The sequence below is a fragment of the Roseateles sp. SL47 genome (assembly GCF_026625885.1).
In the GTDB taxonomy this organism is placed as follows: Bacteria; Pseudomonadota; Gammaproteobacteria; order Burkholderiales; family Burkholderiaceae_C; genus Roseateles.
Genome location: NZ_CP113068.1, coordinates 636,980 through 651,214, shown reverse-complemented (window position 1 = coordinate 651,214; position 14,235 = coordinate 636,980). Strand labels below are relative to the sequence as shown.

Here is a 14,235-nt window from a genome sequence, read left to right as displayed (position 1 = left end):
ACCCGCCCCTGCGGCCTTCCGCCATGACCTCCGCCACGCCCTCCGCCACGCCCCCCACCCATCGCATCGCTCCCAGCATCCTGTCCGCCGACTTCGCCAACCTGGGTGCCGAAGTCCGCCAGGTGCTGGCCGCCGGCGCGGACTGGATTCATTTCGACGTGATGGACAACCATTACGTGCCCAACCTGACCTTCGGGCCGATGGTCTGCGAAGCGCTCAAGAAACATGCGGTCAAGCCGGACGGCACACCGGCCCCCATCGATGTGCATCTGATGGTGCAGCCGGTGGACGCGCTGGCCCAGGCCTTCTGCCGCGCCGGGGCCGATCTGGTGAGCTTCCATCCGGAAGCCAGCCAGCATGTGGACCGCACGCTGCAACTGATCAAGGGTGAAGGCGCCAAGGCCGGCCTGGTGTTCAACCCCGGCACGCCGCTGGATGTGCTGGAGTGGGTGATCGACAAGGTCGATCTGGTGCTGATCATGAGCGTGAACCCGGGTTTCGGCGGCCAGAGCTTCATTCCCTCGGCGCTGAAGAAGCTGCAACAGGCCAAGGCCATGATTCTGGCCAGCGGCCGCGACATCCGCCTGGAAATCGACGGCGGGGTGAAGGTGGACAACATCCGCGAGATTGCTGATGCGGGGGCCGACACCTTCGTGGCCGGCTCGGCCATCTTTGGCAAGCCCGACTACAAGGCCGTGATCGACGCCATGCGCGCCGAGCTGGCCCGCTGAACTTGACCCGCCTGCTGCTGGTCTGTGCGGCCAATCTGTGCCGCTCTCCCATGGCCGAGGCTGTGTTGCGGTCCCGTGCCGCCAGCCTGGGCCTGAGCGAGGTGGCTTCAGCAGGCGTTTTTGCGGCGTCCAAGCGGCAGGAGGCGGATCGGCGTGCCGTGCAGGCCTTGGCCCAGCGGGGCTACAGCCTGGACCGACGCTGGCGGTCGCGCCGGGTGCGTCCGGATGATTTTGATCAGCATGACCTGATCCTGGCCATGGACCGCGAGGTCTTGCGCGGGCTGCTGGCGCAGCGGCCGGCCCGGTCGCTGGCCCGGGTGGGTCTGTTTCTGCATGGCATGACCGGCCTGGGGCGGGACGAGGTCCCGGACCCGTATTTCGGCACCACCGAAGGCTTCGAGCGGGTAATGGACCTGATCGAAGCCCGGGTGCTGGCCTGGCCGCGGCCGGCCGATCTGGACCGGCACTTCCTCGACGTCTGAGCAAGCGCCGGCCCCATGCCGGGCCTGCTGCTGTGCGGTTCGAGGGTCAGTCCGCCTGTCCCGGGACGGGTTGCGGGTGGGGCTGGGGATGCGGGTGTTCGGTCAAGCGCGTTGGTGCCACTTCACGCGTGTCGGGGCCGGTGCCGCTGAAGCGGTCCAGCGCCAGATAGATCACGGGCGTGATGTAGAGCGTCACGGCCTGCGACAGGATCAGGCCGCCCACCACCGCCAGGCCCAGCGGCTGGCGCAATTCCGCACCGGCCCCCAGCCCCAATGCGATCGGCAGGGCCCCCATCAGCGCTGCCAGCGTCGTCATCATGATCGGCCGGAACCGCAGGATGCAGGCCTCGCGGATGGCGTCGGCCGGCGACATGCCCCCATTGCGCTGCGCATCCAGCGCGAAGTCGATCATCATGATCGCGTTCTTCTTCACGATGCCCACCAGCATCAGGATGCCGATGGTGGCGATCACCGTCAGTTCCATGCCGGCCCACTGCAGCGTGATCAGCGCCCCCACGGCGGCTGAAGGCAGCCCGGCCAGGATGGTGATGGGATGGATGTAGCTCTCATAGAGCACGCCCAGCAGCACATAGATCACCGCCACGGCCAGCACGATCAGCATCAGCTGGCCGCCCTGCGAGTCCTTGAACACCGCCGCATCGCCGCCGTAGCTGGTGATGATGGTGGGCGGCAGGCCGATCTCCTGGGTGTAGGCATCCACGCGGCCGGTGGCCTGGCCCAGCGGCACGTCGGGCGCGAGGTTGAAGCTCAGCGTCACGGCCTGCAGCTGCCCCTGGTGGTTCACGGCGGTGGGGCCGAGTTCCCGCTTGACGCTGGCAAAGGCGGTCAGCGGCACCAAGGTGTCGTTTTTCCCGCGCAGGTAGATCTTGCTGAAGGCGTCTTCGCTCAGTCGGTCCCCATCGGTCGCCTCCATGATCACCTGGTAGGTGTTGCTCTCCGCATAGATGCTGGAGACTTGCCGCTCACCAAAGGCGCTGTAGAGGGCATTGCGCAGGTCTTGCATCTGCACACCCAGCAGGGTGGCGCGTTCGCGGTCGATGACCAGGTTGGCCTGCAGGCCGCGCAGTTGGGAGTCGCTGGTGACGTCGCGGAAGAGGGTGTCGTTGCGCAGCTTCTCCTGCAGTTTCTCCGCCCAACTGTTCAGCTCGCCCGCGCTGACCGACTGCAGCGTGAACTGGTAGCGGCTTTTGGATTGGCGCCCGCCCAGCTGCAGGTTCTGCACCGGCCGCAGGTAGACCGCAATGCCGGGCACCGTGCGCAGGTCCTTGCGCAGCGATTCCAGCACCTGCGGCATGGCCGACCGCTCACCGCGCGGCTTCAGGTTGATGAAGAGCCGGCCGGTGTTGACCTGGCCCCCACCGCCGCCACCGCCCACGGCAGCCGACACGCTGGCCACCGCCGGATTGTTCTTGACGATCTCGGCCACCCGCTCCTGCAGCACCGTCATGGCGGCAAAGGAGATGTCCTCCGACGCCTCGGTGCTGGCCTGGATCTGGCCGATGTCCTCTTCCGGGAAAAAGCCCTTGGGGATGGCGATGTAGAGCCAGGCGCTGGCAATGAAGCTCAGCACCGCCACGCCGCCCACCAGCACGCGGTGGGCCAGGGCCCAGTCCAGCGTGCGGGTGTAGAAATTCACCAGCCCGGTGAAACCGGCTTCAAAGACACGGCCCAGGGCATTTTCCTTGGCCTCATGGTGGTGGCTCAGGAAGCGGCTGCAGAGCATGGGCACCAGCGTTAGCGACACCACGGCCGACACCAGGATCGACAGCGACACCACCACCGCGAATTCATGGAACAGCAGGCCGATCACCCCCGGCATGAAGAAGATGGGGATGAGCACCGCCACCAGCGAGATGGAGATGGACAGGATGGTGAAAGCCATTTCCCGCGCGCCCCGGATGGCGGCGTCGAACGGCGCCATGCCGTCTTCCACATGCCGGACGATGTTCTCCAGCATCACGATCGCATCGTCCACCACCAGGCCCACCGCCAGGGTGATCCCCAGCAGCGAGATGTTGTCCAGGCTGTAGCCCAGCGCGTAGAGCAGGGTCAGCGCACCGATCAGCGAAATGGGCAGCGACAGCGTGGGGATCAGGGTGGCCACCAGCCGGCGCAGGAACAGATAGATCACCATCACCACCAGGCCGACCGTCAGCGCCAGGGTGAAGTAGACGTCATGCAAGGATTCGCGGATGGAGACCGACCGGTCGTTGAGCGTGCTCATCTTCACCGATGCCGGCAGCTGCGCGGCAAAGCGCGGCAGCATGTCCTTCACCGCATCCACCACCTGGACGGTGTTGGCATCCGGCTGGCGCTGCACAGCCAGCACGATGGAGCGTTCGCCGTTGAAATTGGAGAAGGACTTCACCGTCTCGAAGCTGTCCTGCACATCGGCCACCTCCCGCAGGAACACCGGCGCGCCGTTGCGGGTGGCCACCACGATGCCGCCAAACGCCTGCGCGTCGCGCAGTTGCTTGTTGGCCTGGATGGTCAGCGTCTGGCGGGACCCATCCAGCGTGCCCACCGGGGTGTTGGCATTGGCACCCTTGATGGCGGCCTGGAGTTCGTCCAGGGTGATGTTGCGTTGCTGGAGCAGCTCATTGCGGGCCTTGATGCGCACCGCATACCGCTTCTGGCCGTAGATGGAGACCTGGGCCACGCCGTCGATGGTGGACAGGCTGGGGGTGATCAGGTTCTCGGCATAGTCGTTCAACTCGGAAAGGTTGATCGACGGGGACGTCAGCGCCACCAGCAGCACCGGCGCATCGGCCGGGTTCACCTTCCGGTAGGAGGGCGGCGTGGTCATTTCCGTGGGCAAGGAGCGCAGGGCGCGGAACAGCGCGGCCTGCACGTCCACGGCGGCGGCATCGATGTCCCGGGAGGGATCGAACTCCAGCGTCAGCGAACTGTTGCCCAGGGTGTTGGTGGACGAGATGGTGGTGATGCCGGCGATGGTGGAGAACTGCTTCTCCAGCGGCAGGGCCACCGATGAAGCCATCGTCTCCGGGCTGGCACCGGCCAGCGTGGCCTGCACGTTGATGATGGGCGTGTTGAAGCTGGGCAGGGCGGCCACCGGAATCCGGCTCCAGGCCGCCAGGCCGGCGATGACCAGCGCAATGTTCAGCAGCACCGTCATGACGGGCCGCCGGATGAACAGTTCGGTGAGGTTCATGCCGATTCCCTTATTCGCCGGTGGCGTCTGCCTTGCCGCTGGCATGCGAGGCGCCTGGCGCGGACGAAGCGGCCGCGAGCTGGGTGGAGGCCGCAGCAGCAGCGGCTTCGGCCTGCTGGCGCGCCGCCGCCGCCGGGTCTACCGCTGCGGGCTGCGTGCGTACCGGCACGCCCGGGCGCAGGTTCTGCTTGCCGTCCAGCACCACCGTGGCGCCGGCATCGACGCCGTCCACCACCGCCATTTCACCGAAGACATAACGCAGGCGAACGGTCTTGAGCACGGCCGTCTTGTCCGGCCCCACCACGTAGACCTGACGGTCGGTGCCGCGCAGGATGATCGCGGCCTGCGGAATCACCACCGCATTCTTGATGCTGCGCAGCAGCATCCGCACCCGCAGGTATTGGCCGGGCCAGAGCTTCTGCTGCTTGTTGTCGAACTCAGCCTTGAGCTTGATGGTGCCGGTGCTGGCATCCACCAGGTTGTCGACAAAGATCAGCTTGCCCCGGACCACCGGCTCATTGCGGCTGTTGCGGCCGGCAGCGTCGATGTTGGGAATCACCACCTGCACTTCGGGCGGCGTCACGCGCGCCCCCTCGGCGCCGGGGCGCATGGCTTCCAGCACCGGGGCGAGTTCGGTTTCGGGCAGGTTGAAGGTGATGCCGATGGGATCGATCTGGACGATGTTCACCAGGGGCGTGCCGGTGGCATTGGTCTGCACCAGGCTGCCGGGCCAGACATTCACCGCACCCGCACGGCCGCTGAACGGCGCCCGGATCTCGTTGTAGCCCAGGGCCACTTGGGCCGATTGCACGGCGGCCTCATCGGCCACCACCAGGCTGCGTCCGCCCTCCAGGTTCGCCAGGGCGGTATCCAGCGCGCTCTGCGAAACAAAGTTCTGGGCCACCAGCTCCTTGGCCCGTTCGTACTGGCGCTGCAGGTCGGACAGGGCCGCCTTGTCGCGCGCCAGTTGGGCGCGGGCCTTGTCCAGGTTGGCCCGGTCCGCCCGTTCGTCAAAGCGGAACAAGACCTGGCCCTTTTGCACCGTCTGGCCGTCCTTCACCAGCACGTCGCGCACGATGCTGCTGGTCTGCGCCCGGATGTCCACCTGATTCAGCGCGGCCACGGTGCCGCTGGCGTCCACCACCACCGGCACATCCTGCTGGCGTGCCAGCACCACCCCCACCGTCTGCGTGCCGCCGGCGCCCGAGGCGCGCGCACCCGGGGCTGTGGCCGAGTCCGCCGCACCGGTCTTGGCCCCATGGGATTTCCACCACCAGCCGCCTCCTGCCAGGAGCAGGACGATGATCAGCGACAGGACAACAGGCTTGCGGCGCATGCTTTTAACTTTCTCCAACGACGGCTGGCAGGGCGCGAAAGCTTAGGTCAGCGTTTGCTGACGATTGTTTCGCTTTCGTTAATCGCCGGATTGTCCCGGCGAACCTGTGCGATTGGAGCGTGACCCTGTCCGCATGGCCGGAAGTTTTCCCGGAGGCGGGGTGCCGGACGTCACGTTGATGCGGGGAAGCCGAAGTCGGTTGAAGGACTTTCCGTTGATGGCCTGAAGGGTGTTGTCGCGGGGGCGCGGCAGTGGGAGCGTGGCGTCAAAGCGGTGTCACGCCACTGTGGCTGTTCATGCAGAGGCGTTGTTCGCCTTTAATGCCACTGCCAGCGCCGTGCCCACCTTGGCGTTGTGCTTGACCAGCGCGATGTTGGTGGCGAGGCTGGCGCCGCCGCTCAAGTCCTTGATGCGAGCCAGCAGATAGGGGGTCACGGCCTTGCCGCTGATGCCGGCAGCGGCGGCTTCGGACAAGGCCTGGTCAATGAAGCCCTGAATCACGGCGGCCGGCATTTCGTCCTGCACCGGCACCGGATTGCTGATGACCGCTCCGCCGCCCAGCCCCAGCGCCCACTTCGTCCGCAGGAACGCCGCTTGTTGCAGGGCGGCATCCATGCGGAAGTCGGCCTTCAGCCCGCTGTCGCGCGTGTAGAACGCCGCGAAGTTCTCCTGCCCGACGGAGAGCACCGGAACGCCGTGGGTCTCCAGATATTCCAGGGTGAGGGCGAGGTCCAGGATGCTCTTGGCGCCCGCACACACCACGGCCACCGGCGTGCGCGCGAGTTCCTGCAGGTCGGCCGAGATGTCGAAGGAGGTTTCGGCGCCGCGGTGCACACCGCCGATGCCGCCGGTGACAAACACCTCGATGCCGGCGAGGTGGGCGCAGATCATGGTGGCGGCCACGGTGGTGGCGCCGATGCGGCCGGTGCTGATGGCAAACGGCAGGTCGCGGCGGCTGAGCTTCATGGCGTCGGGGGAGCGCCCCAGCAGCTCCAGCTGCGCCTGATCCAGCCCGACACGGATGCGGCCGTCGAGGACGGCGATGGTGGCTGGCACCGCGCCGTGTTCGCGGACGATGGCTTCGACTTCACGCGCCGTCTGCACATTCTGCGGATACGGCATGCCGTGGGAAATGATGGTGGACTCCAGCGCCACGAGGGGCCGACCCGCATCCCGCGCGGCGGCGACTTCCGGTGAGAAGGCCAGCAGGGGCTGAGCGCCGGCAGGCAGGGAGGGAGCGTGGGCAGTCATGGGCTACTTTCAGAGGAGAAGACGGGGCGATCCACCGGGGTGGATGACGCATGGGATGTCAGAGGCGATGTCAGGGGTGATGTCACTGGTGATGTCACGGATGATGGCGCCGGGCAGCAGCCTAGGCCAGCAACGCCGGGCTGAGATCCCGGCTGACGGTGGCGTCAGTCTGCAGCGTGAGCGCAGCGAGCGACAAGCCCAGCTTGCAAGCGGCGCGCAGGTCGTCCGCCTGCCGATGCAGACCCGCCACGATGCCGGCGGTCAGGGCGTCGCCCGCGCCGGTGACTTCACGCAGGCGGCTGCGAGGCACTTTGGGCGCGGGCAATGACAGCAGCGTGTTGCCGTCGCTGAACCGCAGGCCATGCGCACCGTCGCTCACCACCAAACGCTGCAGGCCGCGTTCACGCAGCGCCAGCCAGGCCTCCTGCAGCGAGGCATCGGTGTCGAGGGGGTGATCCAGCAGGGCAGCGAGCTCTGCGCGGTTCAGCACCAGCAGCTCAATGCCTTCCAGCAAGGGGCCGAGTCGCCGCATCTTCGGCGCCGACACGGCCACCACCACGAGGCTTTGCTTGCGCAGCAGGGCCTCCTGCTGCAGCAGCTCCAGCGAGGCGGCGGGCAGATTGAGGTCGGCCACCACCCAGCGGGCGGCGGCGCGTTGCGGCGCGCAGCGGCGGATGAAGTCCGGATCCAGCCGATCGGTCAGGGCCATGTCCGCCATGGCGAGCAACAGGTCACCCTGGGCATCCAGCACCGCCGTGTAGCTGCCTGTGGGGACATCCGTGGCCTGCACGCAGCCGGTGCAGTCCACACCGAGGGCTTGCAGCTCGGCCAGCAAGGCCTGGCCGGCGGCATCGCGTCCGACGACGGTGAGCAGATGCACCGGCAGGCCCAGCCGCGCGAGGTTCTCCGCCAGGTTGCGCGCCACCCCACCCGCCGATTCCATTTGGCGGGCCGGATTGGAGCTGCCCATGCGCAGCGGTTCATCGGACCGCAGTTTGCGGTCCAGGTTGGTGCCACCAATGCAGACCAGCGGCTGCCGGCTGGGCAGCACATAGGCGCGGCCGAGGATGCGCCCCTCCTTGACCAGTTGGGCCAAGTGCCCGGCGACAGCAGAACGGGACAAGCCCAGGGCTTCGCCCAAGGCCTGCTGACTGATGAACGGGTTGGCTTCGACCAGGGCGAGCAACTGGTCCTTGGAATGATTCATGAGGTGATTCTAGACAAATGTTTGCACGATTGGACAAAAGTCTTGATTTCAATCGCCCTGCAGAGTTGTGTGAATTTGGTACGAACCGAGTTTGTCGATTCTCAAGACAGGGGGCGCTCTGCTACCCAGATCGCACATCCTTGGAATACCCTTGCAGGGCACAGCGGTACAAGGCGGCCCCTTTCGTCCGGCCGGGGCCTTGAAAAAGTAGCCCGCACCGCTGCCTGCCCGGATCGAATCCAACCAGGAGGACTCTGATGCGACAAAACCTGCCGGTGACTCAACAGGCCTATGAAATCCCGGCCGATTCCACGTTGATGTCCACCACGGACACCCAGAGCCACATCCGCTATGCCAACGAAGCCTTCATCGAGGCCAGCGGTTTCAGCGCGGAAGAACTGGCCGGGCAGCCCCACAACATGATCCGTCACCCGGACATGCCGCCGGAAGCCTTCCGAGACATGTGGCACACCTTGCAGTCCGGACAGTCCTGGACCGGGCTGGTGAAGAACCGGCGCAAGAATGGCGACCATTACTGGGTGCGCGCCAATGCCGCGCCGATTCTTCGGCAGGGCCGGCCCATTGCATTCATGTCGGTACGGACCAAGCCCAGTGCCGAAGAGGTGGCCGGCGCTGAAGCCCTGTACCGGGACATGCGCGAAGGCAAGGCCAAAGGTGTGCGCTTTCACCAGGGCGTGGTGCTGCGCAGCGGCTGGGGTGCCGCCACGAACTGGCTCAAGACCATGCCGGTGCGCTGGCGTCTGCGCCTGCCGCTGCTGGCACTGCTGATCGTGGCGGTGGTGGCGCAACTGGCCAGTGCCACCAGCCTGATGTCGTCCTTGGGTTGGACAGCCGCGCTGGTGCTGATCGGGCTGGTGACCCTGTTTTTCCTGGAGCACCAGATCATTGGCCCCCTCCAGACCCTGGCCGAGCATGCGCGTCGTGTGGCCGGTGGCGACGCGCGTGACGGCGTGGATCTGAATCGCGTGGATGAGATCGGCATGGCGCTGCGTGCCGTCAATCAGCTGGGGCTGATGTTCCGCTGGGTGATTGACGACATCGCGGACCAGGTGGTGACGGTGAAATCGTCCAGCGGCCATCTGGTCACCGGCAACAACGAGATCAGCGCGCGCACCGAGCAGGCCGCCGCCAGCCTGGAGGAAACCGCTGCGTCCATGGAGCAGATGAGCGCCACGGTGAAGAGCAACGCCGACGCGGCCAAGCAAGCCGAGGAACTGGCCGTGCAGGCCACGGCGGCAGCGGCCCAGGGCGGTGACGTGGTGCGTCAGGTCAACACGACCATGGAAGGCATCACCGCCTCCAGCAAGCGCATCGGCGACATCATTGGCGTGATTGACGGCATTGCCTTCCAGACCAACATCCTGGCGCTGAATGCCGCAGTGGAAGCCGCCCGAGCGGGCGAGCAGGGGCGCGGCTTTGCCGTGGTGGCCGGTGAAGTGCGCAGCCTCGCTCAGCGCAGTGCCGAGGCGGCAAGGGAGATCAAGACATTGATCAGCGACAGCGTGGAGCGTGTGGAAGCCGGGGGCCGGCAGGTGCATGAGGCCAGCCGGGCGATGGCCGGCATCGTGGAACAGATCCAGAGCGTGAGCGGCTTGATCGCCAACATCGGTCATGCCACGCGTGAGCAGGCCTCAGGCATTGCGCAGGTGAGTGCGGCCGTGAGTGACCTGGACAAGAATACCCAGCAGAACGCCGCCCTGGTGCAGCAGTCGGCTGGCGCCAGCGACAGCCTGGAGAAACAGGCGACGCAACTGGTGCAGGCGGTGTCGGTATTCCGGCTGGGCTGAGGCCTTGCATCCACAGCCCCCGGCCGTGGCCTGGGGGCTGTGCGCCTCATCACTGAGGCTCCTCGGGCATAGGCCCCTTGGGGCCTTCTCGCCTCAGAAGAAGCCGAGCTTCTTTGGTGAGTAGCTCACCAGCAGGTTCTTGGTCTGCTGATAGTGGTCCAGCATCATCTTGTGGGTCTCGCGACCAATGCCGGACTCCTTGTAGCCGCCGAAGGTGGCGTGGGCCGGATAGGCGTGATAGCAGTTGGTCCACACACGCCCGGCCTGGATGGCCCTGCCCATGCGGAACGCGGTGTTGATGTCCCGCGACCACACCCCGGCGCCCAGCCCATAGGGCGTGTCGTTGGCAATCGCCAGCGCTTCTTCTTCCGTCTTGAAGGTGGTGACGGCCAGCACCGGTCCAAAGATCTCCTCGCGGAAGATCCGCATCTGGTTGTTGCCCTTGAACAGCGTCGGCTGGATGTAATAACCGCCCGCGAGCTCACCCCCCAGATCGGCGCGGCCCCCGCCAATCAGGCATTGCGCGCCTTCCTGCTTGCCAATCTCCAGATACGACAGGATCTTGTCCAGCTGCATGGAGGAAGCCTGCGCCCCCATCATCGTTTCGGTGTCCAGCGGATTACCCTGCCGGATGGCCTTCACGCGATCGATGGCACGTGCAATGAACTGGTCGTAGATGGACTCATGAATCAGCGCCCGCGACGGGCAGGTGCAGACCTCCCCCTGGTTAAAGGCAAATAGCACCAGGCCTTCGATGGCCTTGTCGAACAGGTCGTCGTCCTGCGCGGCGATGTCCGGGAAGAAAATGTTGGGGCTCTTGCCCCCCAGCTCCAGTGTGGCCGGGATCAGGTTGGTGGCAGCCGCCTGCGCAATGACTCGGCCGGTGGCGGTGGAACCGGTGAAGGCCACCTTGGCAATGCGCTTGCTCTGCGCCAGCGGCATGCCCGCTTCCTTGCCATAGCCGTTGACGATGTTCAGGACGCCTGGGGGCAGCAGATCGGCAATCAGCTCGGCCATCAGCAGGATGCTCACCGGGGTGGACTCCGCCGGCTTGAGCACCACACAGTTGCCGGCGCCCAGGGCCGGGGCCAGCTTCCAGGCGGCCATCAGCAGCGGGAAATTCCAGGGAATGATCTGCCCCACCACGCCCAGCGGCTCGTGGAAGTGATAGGCCACGGTATGGGCGTCGATCTCGCTGAGGGCGCCTTCCTGCGCCCGCAGGCAGCCGGCGAAATAACGGAAGTGGTCCACGGCCAGCGGCACGTCCGCATTGAGCGTCTCGCGCATCGGCTTGCCGTTGTCCACCGTCTCGGCATAGGCCAGGGTTTCCAGGTTCTGCTCGATCCGGTCGGCAATGCGCAGCAGCACATTGGCGCGCTCGGCCGCCGGTGTGGCGCCCCACTTGGCGGCTGCCGCATGGGCGGCATCCAGGGCCAGTTCGATGTCGGCGGCACCGGAGCGTGGCGCCTGCGTGTAGACCTTGCCGGTGATGGGCGTGATCACATCGAAATATTGGCCCTCCACCGGGGCCACCCAGCGGCCGCCGATGAAATTGTCGTAACGCTTCTTGAACTGCACCGGGGCACCGGCCTGCTGGGGCTGGGCATAGATCATGGACTGTCTCCGTTGTGGTTGAAATGCCCCCCGCTCCTTGCAGACCTCGTGCCAGCCCGCACAGAGGGATTGAATGCGGCTGTGGGCCGCCGGTTCCAGCCGGAATGACCCCGTACCCGCACAAAGCCTCTTCCCATGCGGGGCGGGAAGGGACAGGATGCGCAGGTGCATCTGCGCCGGAACGGACCGGTCCGGCACAGGTGTTCCACGATGGAACAGTGCGGTGCCTGAATGGGCACAAACCGCCGCCAGGAGACAATTGATGTCCAAGATTTCGACCGCTGCAGTGGCGCCGAGCCGGCTGCGGGCCGCCCGTCGGGAGCTGCTGGAAACCGGCGAGCTGCGCCTGACGCTGCCCGACCCCGGCCTGGGCCGCAGCTGGCTGCGCAGCCATGCGGCCGGGCTGAGCCCGGTAGGCCGGCCCCCGGGGGCGCCGCATGCGTCATCGGCGCAGCTGAGGCGGGCGCTGGAACGGCAGCATGAGCTGGTGGCGCATGCCCGGCCCGTCATGCAGGACCTGTTTGCGCAGACCCGCGACAGCGACGGCATGGTGATCCTGTCCGACGGGCAAGGGCTGTTGCTGCAGGCGCTGGGCGATGGTCGGTTTGTGGATCGGGCGCAGCGGGTGGCGTTGCGGCCCGGCGCCATCTGGGACGAGCGCTGGCGGGGCACCAATGCCATCGGCACCGCGCTGGTGGAGCGGCGGCCGGTGGCGGTGATGGGCAGCGAACACTATCTGGAGCGCAACGGCTTTCTCAGCTGCACCGCCGCACCGATCCGCGACCCGCAGGGGCGGGTGCTGGGGGTGCTGGACATCTCCGGGGATCAACGCGGCTTCCATCGGCATACGCTGGCGCTGGTGAGGATGGCTGCCCGGTCGGTGGAGCATCGGCTTTTTGACACTCGGCACGCCGACAGCCTGCGTTTGCAGCTGCATCCGCAGCGGGAGGGCTTGGGGACGGCGGGGGAGGGCCTGCTGGCGGTCAGCGAAGACGGATGGATCATCGGCGGCAATGAAACCGCGCTGGGATGGCTGGGGGCGGAGGCGGTGCGCTCCCTGCGGCTGGAATCGGTGTTGCCGATGGACTGGCAGAGCGTCCTGGCGTGGGCCTGCGGAGAAGACTCGCCGCCGCAGCCGCTGCGCAGGGATGGTGAGCCCTCGGTTTTGTGGATGAAGGTGGCGGTGCCACCCGCGTGGCAACGCAGAGGGGTGGCGCTGCGGGAGGCGGTGGGGGAGGCGGACCGGGGTGGGAGTGCGCGGACGGTGTCGGCCCGGGAGCGCGGTGCCGTGGAGGTGCCGGCAATGACGGCGCGAGATCGCTCTGGCGACGCCGCTGCTCAGGGCTGTGCCGGCGTTGGCGCTGATCACACCGGCACAGGCGATCGATCGGGTGACGGCATCCGCGCTGGCACTGAGGCTATCACTGGGACTGGTACCCAAATGGGGACAAGGCTTACCCATCCCGCCATGGCGGCCCCCGCCGCCAATCAGACAGCCACGCCTGCCACGGCTGTTGCCCCTGCGCTCCCGGTCGCGAGCCCGTCGGACGTACGACCCGCTCCCCTGGCTGCGCTCGATCTGGGAGACCCCGCCGTCCATCAGGTGCTCCGCCGCCTGCACAAGGTGCTGGACAAACCGATCGCGCTGCTGCTGCAAGGGGAGTCCGGTGTCGGCAAGGACGTGCTGGCCCGCGCGGTGCATGACAGCGGCTCCCGCCGCATGGCCCCCTACGTGGCCGTGAATTGCGCTGCGCTGCCCGAGGGGCTGATGGAAGCCGAGCTGTTTGGCTACCGCGCCGGTGCATTCACCGGGGCGGCGCGTGAAGGCGCTCCGGGGCGCTTGCGCCAGGCCCATGGCGGTACCTTGTTCCTGGACGAGATCGGCGACATGCCCCTCACCATGCAGGCCCGCTTGCTCCGGGTGCTGCAGGACCGGCAGGTGCAGCCGCTGGGCGGTGGCGCCACGGTCACGGTGGATGTCCAGTTGATCTGTGCCAGCCATCGCCCGCTGCGCCAACTGGTGGAGGCAGGGCATTTCCGTGAAGATCTCTACTACCGCATCAACGGACTGGCGGTGACGCTGCCCCCGCTGCGCGCCCGCTCGGATCTGGCGCCGCTGATCGAGCGCTTGCTGGACGGCTTGTCGCCGGAGCGGCGCTTGACGGTGTCGCCCGCGTTGATGGCGGAGTTTGCGCGTTATGCCTGGCCCGGCAACATTCGTCAGCTGGAGCAGGCGCTGCGGGTGGCGGTGGCCATGCTGGAGGCGACGGAGCCGGTCATCCAGACCGAGCATCTGCCCGAAGATCTTCAGGCAGCACTGGCAGACAGCTGCGAAGCGGAATCCGGTCTTGCATGGGCCCGTGGCCATCGAGCCGCAGGGAAGGTGGCCCGGTCGGAACAGCCGGACGATCGTCCTTCTCCCGAAGGGGCCGCACTGCGCAAGCACGCGCAGCACCATGCCCGGCAGGTGCTGGTCGATTGCGGCGGCAATGTGTCGGAAGCGGCGCGGCGTTTGGGCATTGGCCGCAATACCTTGTACCGGATGCTGCGCTGATCCGGGACGGCCTGGTCTCAGTTCGCGTCTCTGGACAGGGGGCAGGTCTTACCGATGGG

9 protein-coding genes are annotated in these 14,235 nt (G+C 66.8%); 4 read left to right on the top strand and 5 right to left on the bottom strand.

Annotated elements, in window-relative coordinates:
- The first annotated feature begins 23 nt into the window (after nucleotides 1-23).
- Together rpe and OU995_RS02815 are read left to right on the top strand one after the other, a co-directional pair.
- Nucleotides 24-731, top strand: coding sequence for a ribulose-phosphate 3-epimerase (rpe, locus tag OU995_RS02820; RefSeq protein ID WP_267833835.1), 708 nt, complete (start codon nucleotides 24-26; stop codon nucleotides 729-731).
- 2 nt (nucleotides 732-733) lie between these two features.
- Complete coding sequence (locus OU995_RS02815) at nucleotides 734-1,213, top strand: low molecular weight protein-tyrosine-phosphatase (RefSeq protein WP_267833834.1); 480 nt, start codon at nucleotides 734-736, stop codon at nucleotides 1,211-1,213.
- Nucleotides 1,214-1,259: 46 nt separating this feature from the next.
- On the opposite strand, the gene OU995_RS02810 is transcribed toward OU995_RS02815, so the two are convergent.
- The 4 genes from OU995_RS02810 to OU995_RS02795 form a co-directional block, all read right to left on the bottom strand.
- A complete protein-coding gene (locus OU995_RS02810) occupies nucleotides 1,260-4,406 on the bottom strand; it encodes an efflux RND transporter permease subunit (RefSeq protein WP_267833833.1) in 3,147 nt (1,048 codons plus the stop codon).
- A gap of 10 nt (nucleotides 4,407-4,416) precedes the next feature.
- Nucleotides 4,417-5,742, bottom strand: a complete 1,326-nt coding sequence (locus OU995_RS02805) for an efflux RND transporter periplasmic adaptor subunit (protein WP_267833832.1) — start codon at nucleotides 5,740-5,742, stop codon at nucleotides 4,417-4,419.
- Between the two features lie 294 nt (nucleotides 5,743-6,036).
- Nucleotides 6,037-6,993 (bottom strand): pseudouridine-5'-phosphate glycosidase, encoded by a 957-nt coding sequence (locus OU995_RS02800; RefSeq protein WP_267833831.1) that lies wholly within the window; start codon nucleotides 6,991-6,993, stop codon nucleotides 6,037-6,039.
- Between the two features lie 121 nt (nucleotides 6,994-7,114).
- A complete protein-coding gene (locus OU995_RS02795) occupies nucleotides 7,115-8,200 on the bottom strand; it encodes a carbohydrate kinase (RefSeq protein ID WP_267833830.1) in 1,086 nt (361 codons plus the stop codon).
- 257 nt (nucleotides 8,201-8,457) lie between these two features.
- On the opposite strand from OU995_RS02795, the gene OU995_RS02790 reads away from it, so the two are divergent.
- Nucleotides 8,458-10,008 (top strand): PAS domain-containing methyl-accepting chemotaxis protein, encoded by a 1,551-nt coding sequence (locus OU995_RS02790; RefSeq protein ID WP_267833828.1) that lies wholly within the window; start codon nucleotides 8,458-8,460, stop codon nucleotides 10,006-10,008.
- A gap of 93 nt (nucleotides 10,009-10,101) precedes the next feature.
- Here the strand turns inward: OU995_RS02790 and adh are convergent, their stop codons facing one another.
- Nucleotides 10,102-11,622, bottom strand: a complete 1,521-nt coding sequence (gene adh / locus OU995_RS02785) for an aldehyde dehydrogenase (protein WP_267833827.1) — start codon at nucleotides 11,620-11,622, stop codon at nucleotides 10,102-10,104.
- A gap of 262 nt (nucleotides 11,623-11,884) precedes the next feature.
- On the opposite strand from adh, the gene OU995_RS02780 reads away from it, so the two are divergent.
- Nucleotides 11,885-14,176, top strand: coding sequence for a sigma-54-dependent Fis family transcriptional regulator (locus tag OU995_RS02780; RefSeq protein ID WP_267833825.1), 2,292 nt, complete (start codon nucleotides 11,885-11,887; stop codon nucleotides 14,174-14,176).
- Nucleotides 14,177-14,235 lie beyond the last annotated feature (59 nt).